General features: G+C 69.3%; 17 protein-coding genes. 11 read left to right on the top strand and 6 right to left on the bottom strand.

The features are described 5' to 3' along the window. Positions 1–32 precede the first annotated feature (32 nt). From LCL61_RS03720 to LCL61_RS03705, 4 genes are read left to right on the top strand one after another with little or no spacing between them, the layout of a single operon-like run. The gene (locus LCL61_RS03720; protein WP_340685517.1) at positions 33–1,394 is read left to right on the top strand and encodes an L-lactate MFS transporter; all 1,362 of its coding nucleotides are present in this window, start codon (positions 33–35) and stop codon (positions 1,392–1,394) included. Then, positions 1,391–1,519: an MFS transporter small subunit gene (locus LCL61_RS03715; protein WP_340685516.1), complete on the top strand. Its 129-nt coding sequence runs from the start codon at positions 1,391–1,393 to the stop codon at positions 1,517–1,519. The genes LCL61_RS03720 and LCL61_RS03715 overlap by 4 nt, the downstream gene beginning before the upstream one ends. Positions 1,520–1,528: 9 nt before the next feature. Continuing rightward, positions 1,529–2,272, top strand: coding sequence for an SDR family NAD(P)-dependent oxidoreductase (locus LCL61_RS03710; protein ID WP_340685515.1), 744 nt, complete (start codon positions 1,529–1,531; stop codon positions 2,270–2,272). A 48-nt stretch (positions 2,273–2,320) separates the two neighbouring features. Further along, entirely contained in the window at positions 2,321–3,724 is a 1,404-nt protein-coding gene (locus LCL61_RS03705; RefSeq protein WP_340685514.1) for an LCP family protein, read from the top strand. A gap of 94 nt (positions 3,725–3,818) precedes the next feature. Here LCL61_RS03705 and LCL61_RS03700 read toward each other — a convergent pair whose 3' ends face one another. Genes LCL61_RS03700 through LCL61_RS03690 form a run of 3 tightly spaced genes read right to left on the bottom strand, consistent with a single transcriptional unit; the run spans position 3,819 to position 7,519 of the window. After that, entirely contained in the window at positions 3,819–6,125 is a 2,307-nt protein-coding gene (locus LCL61_RS03700) for an FdhF/YdeP family oxidoreductase (RefSeq protein ID WP_340685513.1), read from the bottom strand. A 43-nt stretch (positions 6,126–6,168) separates the two neighbouring features. After that, positions 6,169–6,495 (bottom strand): hypothetical protein, encoded by a 327-nt coding sequence (locus LCL61_RS03695; RefSeq protein WP_340685512.1) that lies wholly within the window; start codon positions 6,493–6,495, stop codon positions 6,169–6,171. A gap of 46 nt (positions 6,496–6,541) precedes the next feature. Then, positions 6,542–7,519: a hypothetical protein gene (locus tag LCL61_RS03690; RefSeq protein ID WP_340685511.1), complete on the bottom strand. Its 978-nt coding sequence runs from the start codon at positions 7,517–7,519 to the stop codon at positions 6,542–6,544. Positions 7,520–7,626: 107 nt separating this feature from the next. Here LCL61_RS03690 and LCL61_RS03685 point away from each other — a divergent pair, with 107 nt between their 5' ends. Further along, positions 7,627–10,260 (top strand): valine--tRNA ligase, encoded by a 2,634-nt coding sequence (locus LCL61_RS03685; RefSeq protein ID WP_340685510.1) that lies wholly within the window; start codon positions 7,627–7,629, stop codon positions 10,258–10,260. Between the two features lie 70 nt (positions 10,261–10,330). Here LCL61_RS03685 and LCL61_RS03680 read toward each other — a convergent pair whose 3' ends face one another. Together LCL61_RS03680 and LCL61_RS03675 are read right to left on the bottom strand one after the other, a co-directional pair. Beyond that, entirely contained in the window at positions 10,331–11,206 is an 876-nt protein-coding gene (locus LCL61_RS03680) for an SGNH/GDSL hydrolase family protein (protein WP_340685509.1), read from the bottom strand. A gap of 107 nt (positions 11,207–11,313) precedes the next feature. Next, positions 11,314–11,943 carry a class I SAM-dependent methyltransferase gene (locus tag LCL61_RS03675; protein WP_340685508.1) on the bottom strand — a complete coding sequence of 210 codons (630 nt, stop codon included), beginning with the start codon at positions 11,941–11,943 and terminating at the stop codon, positions 11,314–11,316. Between the two features lie 70 nt (positions 11,944–12,013). On the opposite strand from LCL61_RS03675, the gene folC reads away from it, so the two are divergent. From folC to LCL61_RS03660, 3 genes are all read left to right on the top strand, one after another. Then, entirely contained in the window at positions 12,014–13,690 is a 1,677-nt protein-coding gene (folC, locus tag LCL61_RS03670; protein WP_340685507.1) for a bifunctional tetrahydrofolate synthase/dihydrofolate synthase, read from the top strand. Continuing rightward, entirely contained in the window at positions 13,687–14,085 is a 399-nt protein-coding gene (locus LCL61_RS03665) for a DUF4233 domain-containing protein (RefSeq protein WP_034316250.1), read from the top strand. The genes folC and LCL61_RS03665 overlap by 4 nt, the downstream gene beginning before the upstream one ends. Before the next feature lie 177 nt (positions 14,086–14,262). Then, on the top strand, positions 14,263–15,819 hold the full coding sequence (locus tag LCL61_RS03660; protein WP_340685506.1) for an alkaline phosphatase D family protein: 1,557 nt from the start codon (positions 14,263–14,265) through the stop codon (positions 15,817–15,819). Here the strand turns inward: LCL61_RS03660 and LCL61_RS03655 are convergent. Then, the gene (locus LCL61_RS03655; protein WP_340685505.1) at positions 15,773–16,666 is read right to left on the bottom strand and encodes an NAD(P)-dependent oxidoreductase; all 894 of its coding nucleotides are present in this window, start codon (positions 16,664–16,666) and stop codon (positions 15,773–15,775) included. The genes LCL61_RS03660 and LCL61_RS03655 overlap by 47 nt on opposite strands. A 112-nt stretch (positions 16,667–16,778) precedes the next feature. Between LCL61_RS03655 and LCL61_RS03650 the strand changes: the two genes are divergently transcribed. The 3 genes from LCL61_RS03650 to LCL61_RS03640 all read left to right on the top strand — a co-directional run bounded on the left by LCL61_RS03650 (position 16,779) and on the right by LCL61_RS03640 (position 18,399). Further along, on the top strand, positions 16,779–17,126 hold the full coding sequence (locus tag LCL61_RS03650) for a helix-turn-helix domain-containing protein (RefSeq protein ID WP_340685504.1): 348 nt from the start codon (positions 16,779–16,781) through the stop codon (positions 17,124–17,126). Between the two features lie 64 nt (positions 17,127–17,190). Then, the gene (gene ndk, locus LCL61_RS03645; protein WP_005158515.1) at positions 17,191–17,601 is read left to right on the top strand and encodes a nucleoside-diphosphate kinase; all 411 of its coding nucleotides are present in this window, start codon (positions 17,191–17,193) and stop codon (positions 17,599–17,601) included. A 54-nt stretch (positions 17,602–17,655) separates the two neighbouring features. Beyond that, positions 17,656–18,399 (top strand): maleylpyruvate isomerase family mycothiol-dependent enzyme, encoded by a 744-nt coding sequence (locus LCL61_RS03640; protein WP_340685503.1) that lies wholly within the window; start codon positions 17,656–17,658, stop codon positions 18,397–18,399. Positions 18,400–18,422: the final 23 nt, after the last annotated feature.

Here is an 18,422-nt window from a genome sequence, read left to right as displayed (position 1 = left end):
CAGTGCACATCCTCAGAGTACGGAGGCGCCGGATGGCTGTCGGCTTCCTGGACCGTTCCCGCATCGTCGCATCGCCGGGCTGGAGCCGCTGGCTGGTGCCGCCCGCCGCGCTGGCCGTCCACTTGTCGATCGGGCAGGCGTACGCGTGGAGCGTCTTCAAACCGCCGCTGGAGAAGACCCTCGGGCTCAGCGGCACGGAAAGCGCGCTGCCGTTCCAGCTCGGCATCGTGATGCTCGGGCTGTCGGCCGCGTTCGGCGGGACGCTGGTCGAACGCAACGGGCCGCGCTGGGCGATGTTCGTCTCGATGGTCTGTTTCAGCTCGGGCTTCCTGCTTTCCGCGCTCGGCGTGGCGACGTCGCAGTACTGGCTCGTCGTCCTCGGCTGGGGCGGGATCGGCGGCATCGGGCTCGGCATCGGCTACATCTCGCCGGTGTCGACGCTGATCAAATGGTTCCCGGACCGGCCGGGGATGGCGACCGGGATCGCGATCATGGGCTTCGGCGGTGGTGCGCTGATCGCCTCCCCGTGGTCCTCGCAGATGCTGGGCGCGGCGCCGTGGTCGGTCGGAACCGTCGCGACGGCCTTCCTCGTGCACGGCCTGGTCTACGCGGTCTTCATGACCCTCGGCATCCTGCTGGTCCGGGTTCCCGCCGACGGCTGGAAGCCGTCCGGCTGGGAACCGAAGACCGACCACGGCAACGCGATGATCACCACCGCGAACGTGTCGGCGCGCAACGCCCTCAGGACGCCGCAGTTCTGGCTGCTCTGGGTGGTCCTGTGCTTCAACGTGACCGCGGGCATCGGCATCCTGGAGAAGGCGTCGCCGATGATCGCGGACTTCTTCCGCGAGACCTCGACACCGGTCGGCACCGCCGCCGCGGCCGGGTTCGTCGCGTTGCTCTCGCTGACCAACATGCTCGGCCGGTTCGTCTGGTCGTCCACTTCGGATCTGGTGGGGCGCAAGAACATCTACCGGCTCTACCTCGGTGCCGGCGCGCTGCTGTACCTGGTGATCGCGCTGACCACCAACGCGTCGAAGCTCGTGTTCGTCCTGTGCGCCATGCTGATCCTGTCGTTCTACGGCGGCGGCTTCGCGACCGTGCCCGCGTACCTGAAGGACCTCTTCGGCACCTACCAGGTGGGCGCGATCCACGGCAGGCTGCTGACCGCGTGGTCGATGGCGGGGGTGCTCGGGCCGCTCATCGTCAACGCCATCTCCGACAGCCAGAAGGCGGCGGGCAAGGTCGGCCCCGACCTCTACACGACGTCGCTGTTCATCATGATCGGCCTGCTGATCGTCGGCTTCGTGGCCAACGAACTGGTGCGCCCGGTCAAGGCGAAGTACCACGAGCCGGCGTCGTCCGGCGAGCCCGCGAGGAGTGAGGCCCGATGACCGGACAGGCCCCCGAACGCCGCCGCACCGGACTGATGGTCTTCGCCTGGCTGTGGGTCGCGGTTCCGTTCGCCTACGGCGTCTACGAACTGTTCCGGAAGGTCGTCCAGCTCTTCGGCGGCTAAGGTCTGCTCGTGGGAGTTCTGGTGACCGGGGCGTCGCGCGGTATCGGCCGGGCGATCGCGCGGGCCTTCGCGGAAAAGGGCGACCGAGTCGCCGTCCACTACGCCTCGAAGCGGGAGGACGCCGAGCGGACCCTCGGCGAGCTGCGCGGTTCCGGCCACGGGCTCGTCCAGGGCGACCTCTCGGATCCCGAAGTGGCGCAGCGGGTCGCCGACGAGGCGGAGGCGCTGGTGGACGGTGTCGATGTCCTGGTGAACAACGCCGCCTTCGCGCCGTCCGCGGCGGTCGCCCATTCCCTCGCGGAAGTGTCCTATGAGGACTGGCAGCGGGCCTGGCGGCGGATGCTCGACGTCAACGTGCTCGGCACCGCGAACGTGACCTACTGCGTGACCCGGCACATGATCGATCGCGCGGTGGCAGGCAGGGTGGTCAACATCGGCTCGCGGGGCGCCTTCAAGGGCGAGCCCGAGTTCCCGGCGTACGGCGCGAGCAAGGCCGCGCTGCACTCGCTCGGGCAGTCGCTCGCCGTCGCCCTCGCCCCGCATGGGATCGCGGTGACCTCGGTCGCGCCCGGTTTCACCGCGACGGACCGGGTCGCGGCGAAGGTCGAAGGCGCGCGCGGTGAGAGCCCGTTCGGCCGGGTCGGCATGCCGGAGGAGGTCGCGGCGGCGGTGGTCTATCTCGCTTCCGCCGAGGCCACGTGGGCGTCCGGCGCGATCCTCGACCTGAACGGCGCGTCGCATCTGCGGATGTGAACTGGATCACCCATGCAGCACTGACGGCCTCCCGCGCGTCCAAGGAACGTGCACAAGCTGGGGAAGGTCCTGGTCGCCGCGCTGGCGGTGACGGTGTTCGGGGGGACCGCGTACGGATACTCGACCATGAAGTCGCTGGACGGCGTGACCCGCGAAGACGTGATCGAAGCGCCGGACCCGGGGGAACAGCCCGCCGACGGTTCGCTGGACATCCTGCTGGTCGGGCGCGATTCGCGGACCGACGAGCACGGCAACCCGCTGTCCCCGGAGATGCTGCGTGAACTGCGCGTGGGTGCGAACGGCGACGACCTGACCGACACGCTCATCGTGCTCCGCATCCCCAATGGCCAGAAGGCGGTGAAGGCCTTCTCCATCCCGCGCGACTCTTGGGTCGCGGAGCCGGGGACGAAGGACAAGACCAAGATCAACGGGATCTTCGGTCACGCCAAGTTCGCCTCGGCGAGTGCGCAGCGCGAGGCGGGCAAGACCGACAAGGCGGAGATCGACAAGGTGGCGATCACGGCCGCGCGGAAGGCGACCTTGAAGGCGGTCGAGGACCTCACCGGCGTCAAGATCGATCACTTCGCCGAGGTCAACCTGCAGAGTTTCTACGACATCAGCAAGGCCGTCGGCGGCGTCGAGGTGTGCCTGAAGCGGGACACGAAGGACATCAAGTCCGGTGCGAACTTCAAGGCGGGCAAGCAGACGATCCAGGGCGCCGACGCGCTCGCCTTCGTCCGCCAGCGCGAGGATCTGCCCCGCAGCGACCTCGACCGCGTCCGCCGTCAGCAGGTGTTCCTCGCCGGGCTGGCGAAGCAGGTGCTCTCCGCCGGGACGCTCGCCAACCCGGCCCGTCTCTCCGAACTGATCGACGCGGTGAAACGTTCGGTCGTGCTCGACGGCTCGTGGGACCTGCTCGACTTCGTCCGGCAGATGCGAGGCGTCACCGGCGGCGGCATCGCCTTCGACACGATCCCCGTGGTCAACCCCGACTACCGCTACAACCCCAGGCAACCGACCGCGACCGCCGTGCAGGTGGACCCCGCCCAGGTGCGGGCCTTCGCCGCGTCCCTGATCGGTGCCCAGCCCACGACGCCGCAGGCGCCCGCCGGCCCCAAGGTCGACGTCGTCAACGCGAGCGGCAAGGACGGCCTGGCCGCTCGCGTCTCGGATCTCCTGGCGGAGAAGGGATTCGGCAAGGGCGAGGCGACGGCCGACACCGGACGACGGACCTCCGTCGTCCGGTTCAGCGACGCGTCCGGGCCCGCCACGGAGATCGCGAAGCTGCTCGGCGGGCTGGAAACCCAGAAGGCCGATTCCGTTCCGGAGGGCCATGTCCAGGTCGTCCTCGGCCAGGTCTACAAGGGACCGGGCGTGTCTTCGGGTGGCGGGGCGGCCGGGGTCCGGACCGAAGAGCCCATCACCTCCGACGACACCGGGTGCATCAACTGAGCGAGCCGGTGCTGAAGGGGACTTTCCCCTCGTCTCACGCGGTGAAGGGCGCTTTCCCCGCATCGCATGCGGGGAAAGTCCCCTTCAGCACCGCTCAGGCGACCGGCTCCAGCCGCACCACGATCGCCTTCGACACCGGGGTGTTCGACTTGTCCGCCACCGAATCCAGCGGCACCAACGCGTTCGCCTCGGGGAAGTACGCCGCCGCGCAGCCCTTCGCCGTCGGATAGGAGACCACCCGGAACCGCGGGGCCCGGCGGTCGCCGTCCCGCCATTCCGAGACCAGGTCGACCATCGCGCCGTCGGCGAGCCCGAGCGAGACCAGGTCCTCGGGGTTCACGAGCACCACGCGCCGCGCGTCCTCGATGCCGCGGTAACGGTCGGAAAGGCCGTAGATGGTGGTGTTGTACTGGTCGTGGCTGCGCATCGTCTGCAGCAGCAGCCTGCCTTCGGGCACCTCGGGGTATTCGAGTTCGGAGACGGTGAAGTTCGCCTTGCCGTTCGCGGTTCCGTTGAACTGCCGGGAATCGCGCGGCGCGTGCGGGAGGACGAACCCGTCGGGCTCGCGCACCCGGGCGTTGTAGTCATGGCAGCCGGGGACGACGCGGGCGATCCGGTCGCGGATGAGGTCGTAGTCGGCGTGGAAGTCTCGCCACGGCACCGCGTGCCCGGCACCGAGCAGGGCTTCCGCGAGATGACAGATGATCGCGACTTCGGAGAGCAGGTACTCACTGGCCGGGGCCAGCCTGCCGCGTGAGGTGTGCACCTGCGACATCGAGTCCTCGACGGTGACGAACTGCTCGCCGCCGGCCTGGACGTCGCGTTCCGTGCGGCCGAGGGTGGGCAAGATCAACGCGGTCTTGCCCGGGACGACATGCGAGCGATTGAGCTTCGTCGACACGTGCGCGGTCAGGGAGCACGACTTGAGCGCCTTCTCGGTCAGCTCCGTGTCCGGGGTGGCGGACGCGAAGTTGCCGCCGACGGCGAAGAAGACCTTGCCCTTGCCGTCCCGCATCGCGCGGATCGCGGCGACGGTGTCGTGGCCGTGCTCCCGCGGCACCTTGATGCCGAACTCGGCGTCGAGACTGTCCATAAAGGACTCCGGCATCTTCTCCCAGATACCCATCGTCCGGTCGCCCTGCACGTTGGAGTGCCCGCGAACCGGGCACAGGCCCGCGCCCGGTTCGCCGATCATGCCGCGCACCAGCGCCAGGTTCGCGATCTCGGAGATCGTCTGCACCGCGTGCTTGTGCTGGGTCAGGCCCATCGCCCAGCAGTAGATGGTCCGCTTCGACGTCGCGATCATCCGCGCCAGCCGCTCGATCTGCTCCCGCGGCAGCCCGGTCGCGGCGCCGACCTCGGTCCAGTCGACCTCCCGCAGATGCTTCGCGTAGTCCTCGAAGCCCTCGGTGGACGACTCGACGAACGCGCGGTCGACGATCGTGCCGGGAGTCTCCGCTTCCCACTTCAGCAGCAGATGACCGATCGCCTGGAACAGCGCGAGGTCGCCGCCGAGCCGGATCTGCGCGAACTCGTCGGCGAGCGGGGTGCCCTTGCCGACCACGCCGCGAACGTTCTGCGGGTTCTTGAACCGCATCAGCCCGGCTTCGGGCAGCGGGTTGACCGCCATGATCTTCGCGCCGTTGCCCTTGGCCTCCTCCAGCGCGGACAGCATGCGCGGATGGTTGGTGCCCGGGTTCTGGCCGACCACCACGATCAGGTCCGCCTTGTGGATGTCGGCGAGCGACACCGAACCCTTGCCGATCCCGGTCGTGGCGGCGAGCGCCGCGCCGGAGGACTCGTGGCACATGTTGGAGCAGTCGGGGAGGTTGTTGGTGCCGTAGGAGCGCACGAGCAGCTGGTAGAGGAACGCGGCCTCGTTGCTGGTGCGGCCGGAGGTGTAGAAGATCGCCTCGTTCGGGTCCTGCAGCGCGCGAAGCTCGTCCGCGACCAGCGTGAACGCGTCGTCCCAGGAGATCGGCTCGTAATGCGTCGCGCCTTCGCGCAGCACGAACGGCTCGGTGATGCGGCCCTGCTGGCCGAGCCAGTAGTCCGTCTTCCCGGCCAGTTCCTGAATGGAGTGCGCGGCGAAGAACTCGCGGCCGACGCGGCGCTTCGTCGCCTCCTCGGCGACGGCCTTCGCACCGTTCTCGCAGAACTCCGCGAGCTTGCGGTGCTCGCCGTCGACCTCGCGCGGCTCCGGCCAGGCGCAACCGGGGCAGTCGAAGCCGTCGCGCTGGTTCAGCAGGCGCAGCGTCTTCACCGTGCGCGCGGCGCCCATCTGTTCCATGCCGCGCATCAGGGAGACTGCGACCCCGGGGATCCCGGCCGCCCAGCTCTTCGGTTTCCCGACCTCGAGCTGTGTCTCGTCAACGTCGTTCGCGGGTGCTTCGCGGGTCATGCCCCCATCGTGCGCCTTGCCGCTCCCGCGCGCGACCGAGGGGTCAGGCGTCGGTGACGAGCCGGGTGATCTGTGATTCGTCCAGCGGGAACCACGGTGTCTCGTTGACGCCGCGCTCCTGCACCGCGTTCACCGTCACCGCGGCCACGACCAGCACGATCAGGCCGACGATCGCGGCGATGCCCGGCCACCGGCTCGTCCCCGGCGCGGAGTAGCCGCCACCGGAGGCCGCGGCCGCCTTGCGCTGCTTGCGGCGCTTCTTCTTGAGCTCCTTCTTCGCACCCAGCCAGGCGTCCAGCTCGGCGTGCTTCTGCCAGTTCGGGTCGACCAGGTCCGGGTGGGTCTCGATCCGCCGGTCCTCTTCGTCCATCTCGTCCTCATTCCCCCATCTCGTCCTCTTCCCCCGTGTCGGCCGGCTACCCGCAGTTACCCGTCGATGGGAGGGGTTTCGTCGGGTCATAGGTGTCCACTTCGTCGACCACGGGCGCTCCGTCGACGGGTTTGCTCTTGTCAGCGTACTGGGGTGCGAGGAGGCCGGCCTTGGACGCGTCGCACGCCATGTTCGAGTGATAGCGCGCGCCTTCGCCGAAGCTGAGCCCGGCGTCGGCTTGGGCGAACGGCGGCGCCTTGCGGATCACGTAGTCCTGTTCGTCGCGGACGAACGGGACGATATCCGACGGCGACCGGGCCTCGCCCGGATGCGCGTCGAAGGCGTACGCGGTCGTGTAGCTCGCGTGAACGACCAGTTCGCCCTTTTCGCCGGGCTTCGCCGTCAGGAAGCCGGTCATGCGCGGGCTCACCTGCAGCAGGCGGTTCGGGCCGATGAGGGTGAGGTACTTGCCCTTTTCGACGGTGAGCGCGCTGGTGAGCGCCGGTTCGAGCCGGACGCGTTCGTTCGGCGCCAGCAAGCGGAGCAGCTCCGAACCGTCCGCGTACTGCAGCGCCCTGGAACCCAGCCGGGCGGCCGCGATGGCCTCCGTCACGGTCCGGTACGCCGCGTCGACCTCCTCGGCGGTGAAATCGCCGACGGCCTGCCCCGGCGGCACGATGACCCCGTCGATGCCTTCGCGCCAGTTCGCGGCGGGGGTGCGGTCATAAGGCCGGTTCAGGTCGACCCCGCCGGACACCGGGACAGCCTTCGGAGGCTGCCCGAAGCCGGGGACGTCGTTGACGCCGCGGCCCTGTACCCGGTGCACGACGACCGCCGCGACTACGAGCGCGATCAGCGCCAGGACGAGGACCGGACCGCCGGACACCCGGAAACCGCGGCGCGACGACTGTTTCCGCCGCTTCTTGAGGTCCTTCTTCGCGCCGAGCCAGGCGTCCACTTCCGCGTGCTCGCGCCAATCCGGATCCATCAGATCCGGATGCGTCTCCAGCCGCCGGTCTTCCAAGAGCCCGCCCCTCCCCAGTGCGTCACGACATCCCCTCATCGGCTGGGAGCGGCGGGCGTTACGGCCGGTGAGGAACTCGTTAGAGGGGGTTCGTAGACTTGTCAACTGTGACCGAGAACGCCCAGCAGCAGCAGACCGACCTTCCGGGTACCTGGAACCCGGCCGACGAAGAAGCCTCGCTCTACCAGCGTTGGGTAGACGCCGGCTATTTCACGGCCGACCCCACGTCGGACAAGCCGCCGTTCACGGTAGTCATCCCGCCCCCGAACGTGACCGGTTCGCTGCACATCGGGCACGCGTTCGAGCACACCCTGATCGACGCCATCACCCGCTACCACCGCATGCTCGGCGACGAGACGCTGTACCTGCCGGGCATGGACCACGCGAGCATCGCGGTCCACGCGCTGGTCGAGAAGCAGCTCCGCGCCGAGGGCACCAGCCGCCGCGAGCTCGGCCGTGAGGCCTTCGTGGAGCGCGTCTGGCAGTGGAAGAACGAGCACGGCGGCAAGATCCTCGCCCAGATGAAGCGCCTCGGCGAGGGCGTGGACTGGACCCGTGAGCGGTTCACCATGGACGACGGCCTGTCCAAGGCCGTCAACACGATCTTCAAGAAGCTCTACGACGACGGCCTGATCTACCGCGCCGAGCGGCTGGTCAACTGGTCGCCGGAGCTGCGGTCGGTGCTGTCCGACGCCGAGGTGAAGCACGAAGAGGTCGAGGGCGAACTCGTCTCGATGCGCTACGGCGACGGCGAGAACGCGATCGTCGTGGCCACCACCCGGATGGAGACGATGCTCGGTGACACCGCCGTCGCGGTCCACCCGGACGACGAGCGCTACACGCACCTCATCGGCACCGAGGTCGAGCTGCCGCTGACCGGGCGCAAGATCCCGATCGTCGCGGACAAGCACGTCGACCCGGAGTTCGGCACCGGCGCGGTCAAGGTGACCCCCGCGCACGACCCGAACGACTTCGAGATCGGCCAGCGGCACGACCTGCCGATGATCACGATCATGGACGAGCAGGGCCGCATCGACGGCACCGGCACCGAGTTCGACGGCATGGACCGCTTCGAAGCCCGTGTCGCGGTGCGGGAGAAGCTGCGCGAGCAGGGCCGCATCGTCGCGGAGAAGCGTCCGTACCTGCACAGCGTCGGGCACTCCGAGCGGTCGAAGGAGCCGATCGAGCCGCGGCTTTCGCTGCAGTGGTTCGTCAAGGTCGGCCCGCTCGCCAAGGCCGCCGGCGACGCGGTGCGCGACGGCCGGGTGAACGTCCACCCGCCGGAGATGGAGAAGCGCTACTTCGACTGGGTCGACAACCTGCACGACTGGTGCATCTCGCGCCAGCTGTGGTGGGGCCACCGCATCCCGGTCTGGTACGGCCCGAACGACGAGGTCGTCTGCGTCGGACCGGACGAGGAGCCGCCTTCGGGTGAGGGCTGGACCCAGGACCCGGACGTCCTCGACACCTGGTTCTCGTCGGGCCTGTGGCCGTTCTCCACTCTCGGCTGGCCGGAGAAGACCCCGGACCTGAACAAGTTCTATCCGACGTCGGTGCTGGTCACCGGCTACGACATCCTGTTCTTCTGGGTCGTCCGGATGATGATGTTCGGCCTCTACGCCACCGGCGAGGCGCCGTTCAAGACCATCGCGCTGCACGGCATGGTCCGCGACCAGTTCGGCAAGAAGATGTCGAAGACCGCGGGCAACGGTGTCGACCCCATCGAATGGATGGACAAGTACGGCACCGACGCGCTGCGCTTCACCCTCACGCGGGGCGCCAACCCGGGCACCGACGTGCCGATCGGCGAGGAGTGGGTCGCGGGCTCCCGGAACTTCACCACGAAGCTCTGGAACGCCACCAAGTTCGCGATGATGAACGGCGCGGACGCGAACGCCCCGCTGCCCCCGGCCACCGAGCTCACCGAGGCCGACCGCTGGATCCTCGGCAGGCTCGGCAACGTCGTCGACGAGGTCACCGGGTACCTGGCGGACTACCAGTTCGCGAAGGCCACCGACACGCTCTACCAGTTCACCTGGACGGAGCTGTGCGACTGGTACCTGGAGCTGTCGAAGGTCCAGGTCTTCCAGGGCGACGAGGCCCGCGTGACGGCGACGCGCGCGGTGCTGGGGCACGTGTTCGACACGGTGCTGAAGCTGCTGCACCCGTTCATCCCGTTCATCACCGAGAAGCTGTGGACGGCGCTGACCGGCCGCGAGTCGCTGGTGGTCGCCCCGTGGCCGGTGGCCGACGCCTCGTACGCCGATCCCTTGGCGGACAAGCGGATCGCGGACGTGCGGAAGCTGGTCACCGAGGTCCGCCGCTTCCGCGCGGACCAGGGCCTCAAGCCCAGCCAGAAGGTGGCCGCGCGGCTGTCCGGCGACGGGTTCGCCGAGATCACCGGGCACGACGAGCCCATCCGCTCGCTGGTCCGGCTCACGCGGCCCGAAGACGGCTTCGCGCCGAGCGCGTCGCTCGAGGTCGGGCTGTCGGCCGGTGTCGTCACCGTCGAACTGGACCTGTCCGGCACGATCGACGTCGCCGCCGAGCGCAAGCGCCTGCAGAAGGACCTCGGCGCGGCGGAGAAGGAACTGGCGCAGGCCGAGGCCAAGCTCGGCAACCAGGCCTTCATCGACAAGGCGCCGGAGCCGGTGATCGGCAAGATCCGGGCCCGCAGGGAGACCGCGGTCGCGGACATCGAGCGCATCAACGCCCGGTTGGCGACGCTGCCCGCCTCCTGACGACTGCAATGAAGGGGCCCTTCATCGCAAATTTTGCGATGAAAGGCCCCTTCATTGCGCGTGGGGTGGCTCAGCGGAGGTGACGGAGGACCACTCCGGCCACCCCCGCCATCCCGGTGCGATACGGGTGGTAAGCCGCCGCGGCGAGCAGCTTCGTGTGCTGCCCGTTGATCCACGCCGCGCCGTTCGGCGCGCAGGCGTCGTGCCCGGTGGACGGACCGAACGTGTCCACGAAGGTCGCCTTGCCGTCGGCCGCGACGGCCTTCTCGATCGCTGAGTTCAACGCCTTCTCGACGTCGTTGAGCCAGGCGTAGTCGCCCTCGGCGAAGGGCAGGATCTTCGGGCAGTAGCCGCGTTCCGGCGCGATCCGCGGGTAGCCGACGACGAGCACGTCGGCGTGCGGCGAGCGGGCGTGGATCCCGGCCAGCACCTTCTCGACGTTCTTGCCGGTGTCGGCGATCTTGGCCTTGATGGTGTCGACACCGCCGACGGTGAACCTGTCCTGGCACGGGGTCCCCGCGGGATCGCTCGCGCGCAGAGTGGGGCAAGTGCCGACCAGCGTGCCGAAGACGCCGTAGTCGTTGCCGCCGATCCCGACCGTGACCAGGTCGGTGCTCGCGCTCAGGGCGCTGAACTGGGGCGGGTTGCTGCCGAGGGTCACGCTCTGCCGCTGTGTCATGTTGGTGGTGTCGGCGCCACCGCAGCTGATGTCGGTGAAGGAGCGGACCCGCAGTGCCGAGGCGAGGATCGACGGATAGTTCTGCGTCGACTTGCCGCAGAAGAGCGGGTCGAGGCGGGGGAGCGGAATGAGCGGTCCGGAGGTGTAGGAATCACCCAGCGCGACGTAATTCCGGTAGGACCGCGTGGCGGCGGTGGCCGCCGTGGTGGAGGCGATCAGCAGGACGACGGTCGAGACGGCCGCGAACAGGACGCGTCTGAAGCGCATGAGGACCCCGATCTCCGGACTGGATGGCCTCTCAAAAATGAACGGGATCCGGCCTGCTCGGCGCCGCCGATCGGGTGGTCGGGCGCCGGTTTCACCCGCTTGGGGTGTCACATCGGGTGATCGTCTTCGGGCCTGCGGTAGACGAGGAGATAGCGGTAGAAGAGCAGGTTCCGGACCTTGCTCCCCGGCAGCAGCCGGGCCGCGTCGCGCCGGATCCGGTTCATCGGCGGGAAGGTCTCCGCGATCGGCGCCGTCGGCAGCGGATCGACCCCGCCGTTCAGCCGGTCGCCCGCGTACACGATCACCCTGGCCACGGCGTTCACCGGGGAGGCCACGAGGGCCCGCGCGTAGTCGGCGAACGTGCTGGGCCTGCCGAGGCCGAGCACGGCCAGCACACCGCCCGGGACCAGCGCGTCACGCAGCTTGGTGACCGTGTCGAACGGCACATGGTGGAGCGACGCGAGGCAGGAGATGAAGTCGTACGCCGCCTCCGGCAGCTTTTCGGCGACCACGTCGGCCTGCCGGTAGGAGATCGTGCCGGGCCCCGGGGAACCGGCGGCACTGGCGAGTTCGATCATCGGGCCGGACCGGTCGATCGCCTCGACGTGCATCCCGGTCGCCGCGAGCCGTCGCGCGAACCGCCCGCCGCCGCAGCCCACGTCCAGCGCCACGCCGGGGCCGGGAGGCAGCTGGTCGAGCAGCAGCGGGTGGTAGTGGTCGTTGTGGTTGAACCCCATGCGTCGAGAGTGCCAGGAAAAGCCGCACGTAGACTCGGCCCGACAGGCAGCAAGGGTAAGAGGAGAGTTCGTGCCGCGAGGTGACGGCCGGGATTCCGAAGATTTCAGGGAATCCCCGGACCTGGCAGATCTGGACAGTTTCGCCGGTGTCGACGAATTGGGGGCACGCGCCCACGATCCGTCCGACGACACCGACCCGGATCTGGACGCACCCGACGCCGCGTACCAGGCGGGCGGCGGTTCACGAGGCGGCATCGGCGGGATCGGGCAGCTGGGGGACAACCTCGCGCTCGGCCCCGTGCCGGACCTCGTCGCCCCGGAGGACGTGGAACTGCACGAACTGGACGACCAGGGCGACGAGTTCGCCCCGTCCGACCCCAACGGGCAGCAGGCGCGCCGTGAACTGCTCGCCGTCGAGGCCGAGCTGAACCAGCGCTGGCCCGAGACGAAGATCGAGCCGTCCCTCGCCCGGATCGCGGCCCTGGTCAACCTGATGGGTGAGCCGCACCGCGGTTACCCGGTGCTGCACGTCGCCGGGACCAACGGCAAGGGCTCGACCACCCGGATGATCGACGCGCTGCTGACCCGCATGGGCCTGCGCGTCGGCCGGTACACGAGCCCGCATCTGCAGTTGGTCACCGAGCGGATCGCGCTCGACGGCGCCCCCATCTCCGCCGCCGCGTACGTCGACCTGTACCGCGACGTCGCGCCGTACGTGAACATGGTGGACAACGCCGGCGGCCAGGACGCGGTGCCGATGAGCAAGTTCGAGGTGCTCACCGGGATGGCGTTCGCGGCCTTCGCCGACGCGCCCGTCGAAGCGGCGGTCATCGAGACCGGCCTCGGCGGCTCCTGGGACGCCACCAACGTCGTGGACGGCGACGTCGCCGTCATCACCCCGATCGGTGTCGACCACGTCGAGTACTTCGGCGGCTCTCCGGCCAAAGCCGCGGTGGAGAAGGCCGGGATCATCAAACCCGGCAGCGTCGCGGTCATCGCCGAGCAGGACCCCGAAGTGCAGAAGATCCTGCTGGAACGCGCCGTCGAGGTCGACGCGAGCGTCGCCCGTGCGGGCAGCGAGTTCGGCGTGCTGGAGCGCGAGGTCGCCGTCGGCGGGCAGATGCTGAAACTGCAGGGCCTCGGCGGGGTGTACGACGAGATCTTCCTGCCGCTGCACGGCGCGCACCAGGCGGCCAACGCCGCGCTCGCGCTGGCCGCAGTCGAAGCGTTCTTCGGCGCGGGCAAGGACAAGCAACTGGTCATCGAGGCCGTCCGCGAGGCCTTCGCCGAGGTCGAGACCCCCGGCAGGCTGGAGCGCGTCCGCGCCGCGCCGACCGTGCTGCTCGACGCCGCCCACAACCCGCACGGTGCCAAGGCACTCGCGACCACCGTCGCCGAGGAGTTCGCCTTCCGCCGTCTCGCGGCCGTGGTCGGCGTGATGGCGGAGAAGGACGCCCGCGGCATCCTGGACGCCCTCGAACCCGTGGTGTCCGAGATCGTCGTCACCAAGAACTCGTCCCCGCGCGCGATGCCGCTCGACGAGCTCAACGACATCGCCATCTCGATCTTCGGCGAAGACCGTGTCGTGGCCGAGCCCAGCCTGGACGCCGCGATCGAGACCGCCATCGGCCTCGTCGAGCAGAGCGACGACCCCGAGGAGCCTCTGGCGGGCGGCGGCGTGCTGGTCACCGGCTCGGTCGTCACCGCGGGCGAGGCCAGGACCCTGTTCGGTAAGGAGCCGGCGTGACCGACGAAACCCCGAAGCCGCCCGCCAAGGACCCGATGAAGTCCTTCCGCGGCGTGATGGCCGGTTCCCTGATCATGGAGGGCATCACCGTCGCGCTCGCGCTGCCGGTGGTGGCGAAACTCGGCGGCGGCGTCGGCTCGCTCACCGGCTGGTCGGTGATCGTCATCGCGGTCGCGCTGATAGTGCTGTGCGGTTTCCTGAAGAAGCCCTGGGCGGTGCCCGCGGTGCTGGTGTTGCAGGTCGCGCTGATCGCCTTCTTCGTCGCGCTGCCCGCCGTGGCGATCCTCGGGGTGATCTTCCTCGGGATCTGGCTGTGGCTGCTGTGGCTGCGGCGGGACGTGGCGCGGCGGATGGCGGCCGGGACCCTGCCCAGCCAGCAGCAGCAACCGCAGTAACGGCGTCGCCGTCCGGAGACGGCCGGTTTTGAAGGAGCGGCTGCCGCGCGAAGGACGTCATTCGGTGACAAGCCGAATAGAGTCGCGGAGACCACCGGAACAGCTACCTTCCGTTCGTTCATCACCAGGTCAACCGCCGTTGGCCCACCGGCCGTGGCCGCCGGATAGAACCGCGCCATGACCGCTTCCCACCACAACCGCCGCACGCTGCTCAAAGCCGGTCTCACCGGCGCCGGAGCCGTCGCGGGCGGCCTGCTCCTCCCCGGAACCGCGACCGCGAATCCCGTCCCGCTGCTCCGCCGCGACCGTCCGGTGCTCACCCACGGTGTCCAGTCCGGCGACGTCACCACCGGTTCCGGCATCGTCTGGTCACGCGCCGACCGGCCTTCGCGGCTGATCGTGGAGGTCTCCAGGGATCCGTCGTTCCGGCACGCGCGCCGCGTGCTCGGCCCGGTGATGAGCCCGGAGACCGGCGGCACCGGCAAGGTCCGCATCGCGGGCCTCCTGCCGGGGACCGAGGTCCACTACCGCGTCACCGCCGAAGACCTCGACGGCCGCACTCGCAGCGAGGCCGTCACCGGCCGCTTCGCCACCGCTCCGGTCGGCCGCTCGGACGTCCGGCTGCTGTGGTCCGGCGACGTCGCCGGGCAGAACTGGGGCATCAACCCCGAACTCGGCGGTATGACGATCTACCGCGCGATGGCCGATCGCCGCCCCGATCTGTTCCTCCACTGTGGAGACACGGTTTACGCCGACGGGCCGCTCACCGAGACCGTCGCGCTGCCCGGCGGGCGTGTGTGGCGCAACATCGTCACCCCGGAGAAGGCGAAGGTCGCCGAGACGCTCGACGAGTACCGCGGCCAGTTCGCCTACAACCTGCTCGACGAGAACCTCAAGCGCTTCACCGCGAACGTGCCCGCCTATGTCCAGTGGGACGACCACGAAGTCGTGAACAACTGGTACCCAGGGGAGATCCTCAACGACCGCCCCGAATACACCGAGAAACGCGTCGACGTGCTCGCCGCCCGCGCGTTCCAGGCGTTCCACGAGTGGCACCCGATCGACCGGCACCAGGCCGTCGACGGCCGCGTCCACCGCAACTTCCGGCACGGCTCGCGTGCCGAGGTCTTCGTGCTGGACATGCGGACCTACAAGGACGCCAACACCTCGGACCAGACCAAACCCGGCCGCGTCCTCGGCGACCGCCAGGCCCGATGGCTCGTCGACGCGCTCGACCGCAGCACCGCCACCTGGAAGATCATCCAGGCCGACCTCCCGATCGGTCTCACCGTCCCGGACGGCAAGGCCATCGAGGGCGTCGCCAACGGCCTGCCCGGCGCCCCCGGCGGCCGCGAGACCGAACTCGCCTGGGTGCTGCGGGAGATCTCGCGACGCCGGGTGCGCAACGTCGTCTGGCTGACCGCCGACGTGCACTACACCGCGGCGCACCACTACTCGCCGGATCGCGCGTCGTTTTCTGACTTCGATCCGTTCTGGGAGTTCGTGTCCGGCCCGCTCAACGCCGGCGCGTTCGGCCCGAACACCCTCGACCCGACCTTCGGGCCGGAAGCGGTGTTCGTGCACGCCCCGCCCGCCGCGAACACCTCGCCCGCAGACGGTTTCCAGCACTTCGGCGAAGTGAACATCGACGGGCGGAGCGGCGTGCTCACGGTCGACCTGAGGGACGCTACGGGCGCTTCGCTGTGGTCGAAGACCCTGCGGCCCCAACGCTGAGCAGTTCCGTCAGGACCGCGATGCTGCGGTCGCCGTGCCCGGCCTCGGCGGCCCGCCGCACGAGGTCGTGCATCGGCGACTGCCAGCCGACGTCGACGCCTTCCTCGGCCAGTTCGAGGTCGGCGGCGGCGCCGGCGTGGAAGATGTCCACCGAGGCCGCGGGATCCGAGTAGTCGCCGCTGTCGATTTCCTTGGCGTACATCGGAAGCACCGAGATGATCATCTCGAACCATTTGGTGGCGTAGGGCAGGAGCGTGGCGGCTTCGAGCCCGCGCGACCGCAGCGCGGCGGCACCCTGGAAGAACCCGACCAGCGCGGGCAGCAGGGTGCCGCCGACGGCCGTTTCGTACAGCGCCGCGAGGTCGGTCTCCTCGCCGAGGTGGACGGTGTCGCCGCCCAGCACCCGCAACGTGTCCAGGTGTTCGTCGAAGACGGTCTTGTCGCCGCCGTAGTACAGCAGCGTGTCCGGCGCTCCGACGGCAGACGGCACGTTCTTGATCGCGCCGTCGAGGTATCGCGCGCCGTGCTCCTTCGCCCATTCGGCCATCCGGCGCGCTCCCGCCGGTGAGCCGCTGTTCAAAGTCACCAAGGCGCGTCCGGTCAGGGAAGCGGGCTCCAAAGCCGCGCGCGTGTCTTCGTAGGTGGTCAGGCAGGCGATGGTCAACTGGCTCGCCCGCACCGCGTCCCCGGCCGTCGCGGCCAGGATCGCTCCGCGCGCGACGAGGTGATCGGCCTTCGAAGCCGTCCTGTTCCACACGGTGGTCGGATGCCCGGCCGCCAGAAAGGCGTCCGCCAGGGCCGAGCCCATCGAGCCGAGGCCCACGACGGTCACCGGCGTCTTCGGCATTTTTCGCTCCAGTCAAAGGAAATCTTCGGGATGACTCCATGCTGGGCGGTCGCGTAAATTCGATCAAGTACCTACTATTTTGCCGGGTACTGACAAAAAGGTATGTGAAGCGATGACCAAGAATCGGACGTTCACCTGCGGCCTCGACGCCGCGATCGCCGTCATGGGCGGCAAATGGAAAGGGCTCATCCTGTTCGCGCTCCAGGACGGTCCGCTGCGCTTCGGGGAGCTGAGGCGCGCGGTGCCCGGCATCAGCGAGCGGGTCCTGATCCTGCAACTGCGCGAGATGGAGACCACCGGACTGCTGCATCGCGAGGTTTACCACCAGGTTCCGCCGAAGGTGGAGTACTCGCTGACCGGATTCGGGGATTCCCTCAACAGCGCTATGGCCGCACTCGGGGAGTGGGGCGAGGAGCACCTCGAACGCATCGAGGCCATTCCCTGGTCCGACGTGAAGTGAGCGGCGAAGCACCCAGTAGGCTCCGGGCGAATAGCACGAATCCCACCCAAGGAGAAATACCGCCGTGACTGAACGCACGCTGGTCCTCGTCAAGCCCGATGGCGTCGCGCGCGGCCTCGTCGGCGAGGTCATCGCTCGCATCGAGCGCAAGGGCCTGAAGCTCGCCGCCCTCGAACTGCGCACCGTCGAGCGGTCGGTCGCCGAGGAGCACTACGCCGAGCACAAGGAGCGCCCGTTCTTCGGCGACCTCCTCGAGTTCATCACCTCGGGCCCGCTGGTCGCGATCGCCGTCGAGGGCCCCCGCGCCATCGCCGCCTTCCGTCAGCTCGCCGGCGGCACCGACCCGGTCGAGAAGGCCACCCCCGGCACTCTGCGCGGCGACTTCGCGCTGGAGACCCAGTACAACCTGGTGCACGGTTCGGACTCCCCGGAGTCGGCCGAGCGCGAGCTCAAGCTCTGGTTCCCCGAGGTCTGACACACTCGTGGACGGCGCGGTATCACCGTGCCGTCCACGAAGCGGGGAGTTTCGATGACACCGGACGAGTACCTGGAGCGCCTGCGGGAGCTCACCACCGGTTTCGCGCACGTGGCGAGCACCGGGGACCACGCCGCGCCCGTGCCGTGCTGCGGCGACTGGCGCCTGCGTGACCTGGTCGTGCACCTCGGCAACGTCCATCGCTGGGCGGCCGGGATCGTGCGCACCGGCGAACTCGGCCCGCAGAGCTTCGAGGACGAACCCGGCATGGACCTCGCCGCCTGGTACCGCGAAAGTGCGGCAGACCTCATCGAGGCACTGCGCGAGGCATCTCCCGAGGACGGCGCCTGGAACTTCACCGCCGCCGCCAAGACCAAGGCCTTCTGGTTCCGCCGCCAGGTCCACGAGACCGCGGTGCACCTGCTCGACGCGCACCGCGCGGCAGGGACCGAATACACCCTGGACCCGTCCCTCGCCGCCGACGGCGTGGACGAGGTCCTCCTCGGCATGCTGCCGAAGGTCAAGCGGTGGCACACCCCGCCGGCGGTCACCGTTCCGTTGCTGCTGAAGACCTCCGACACCGGACACGCCTGGTTGATCACACCGCCGGGCGAAACCGACGTCCCCGGCTCGCGGCGGGCAGACCCCGCCGAAGCGGCGGGCGCCGTCGTCGAAGGGCCCGCGGAAGGGCTGGATCTGCTGCTGTGGCAACGGATCGAGCTCGACGGGGCGGGCCTCGAAATCACCGGTGACGCCACGGCGGCGAAGACCTTCCTCGCCGGGCCGGTCACGCCCTGACCTTCGCGCCCTACGCCGTTCGG

It is taken from the genome of Amycolatopsis coloradensis, from assembly GCF_037997115.1.
Taxonomy (GTDB): domain Bacteria; phylum Actinomycetota; class Actinomycetes; order Mycobacteriales; family Pseudonocardiaceae; genus Amycolatopsis; species Amycolatopsis coloradensis_A.
Note: the sequence above shows the minus strand (reverse complement) of the source record. Positions and strands in the feature narration are given on the sequence as shown.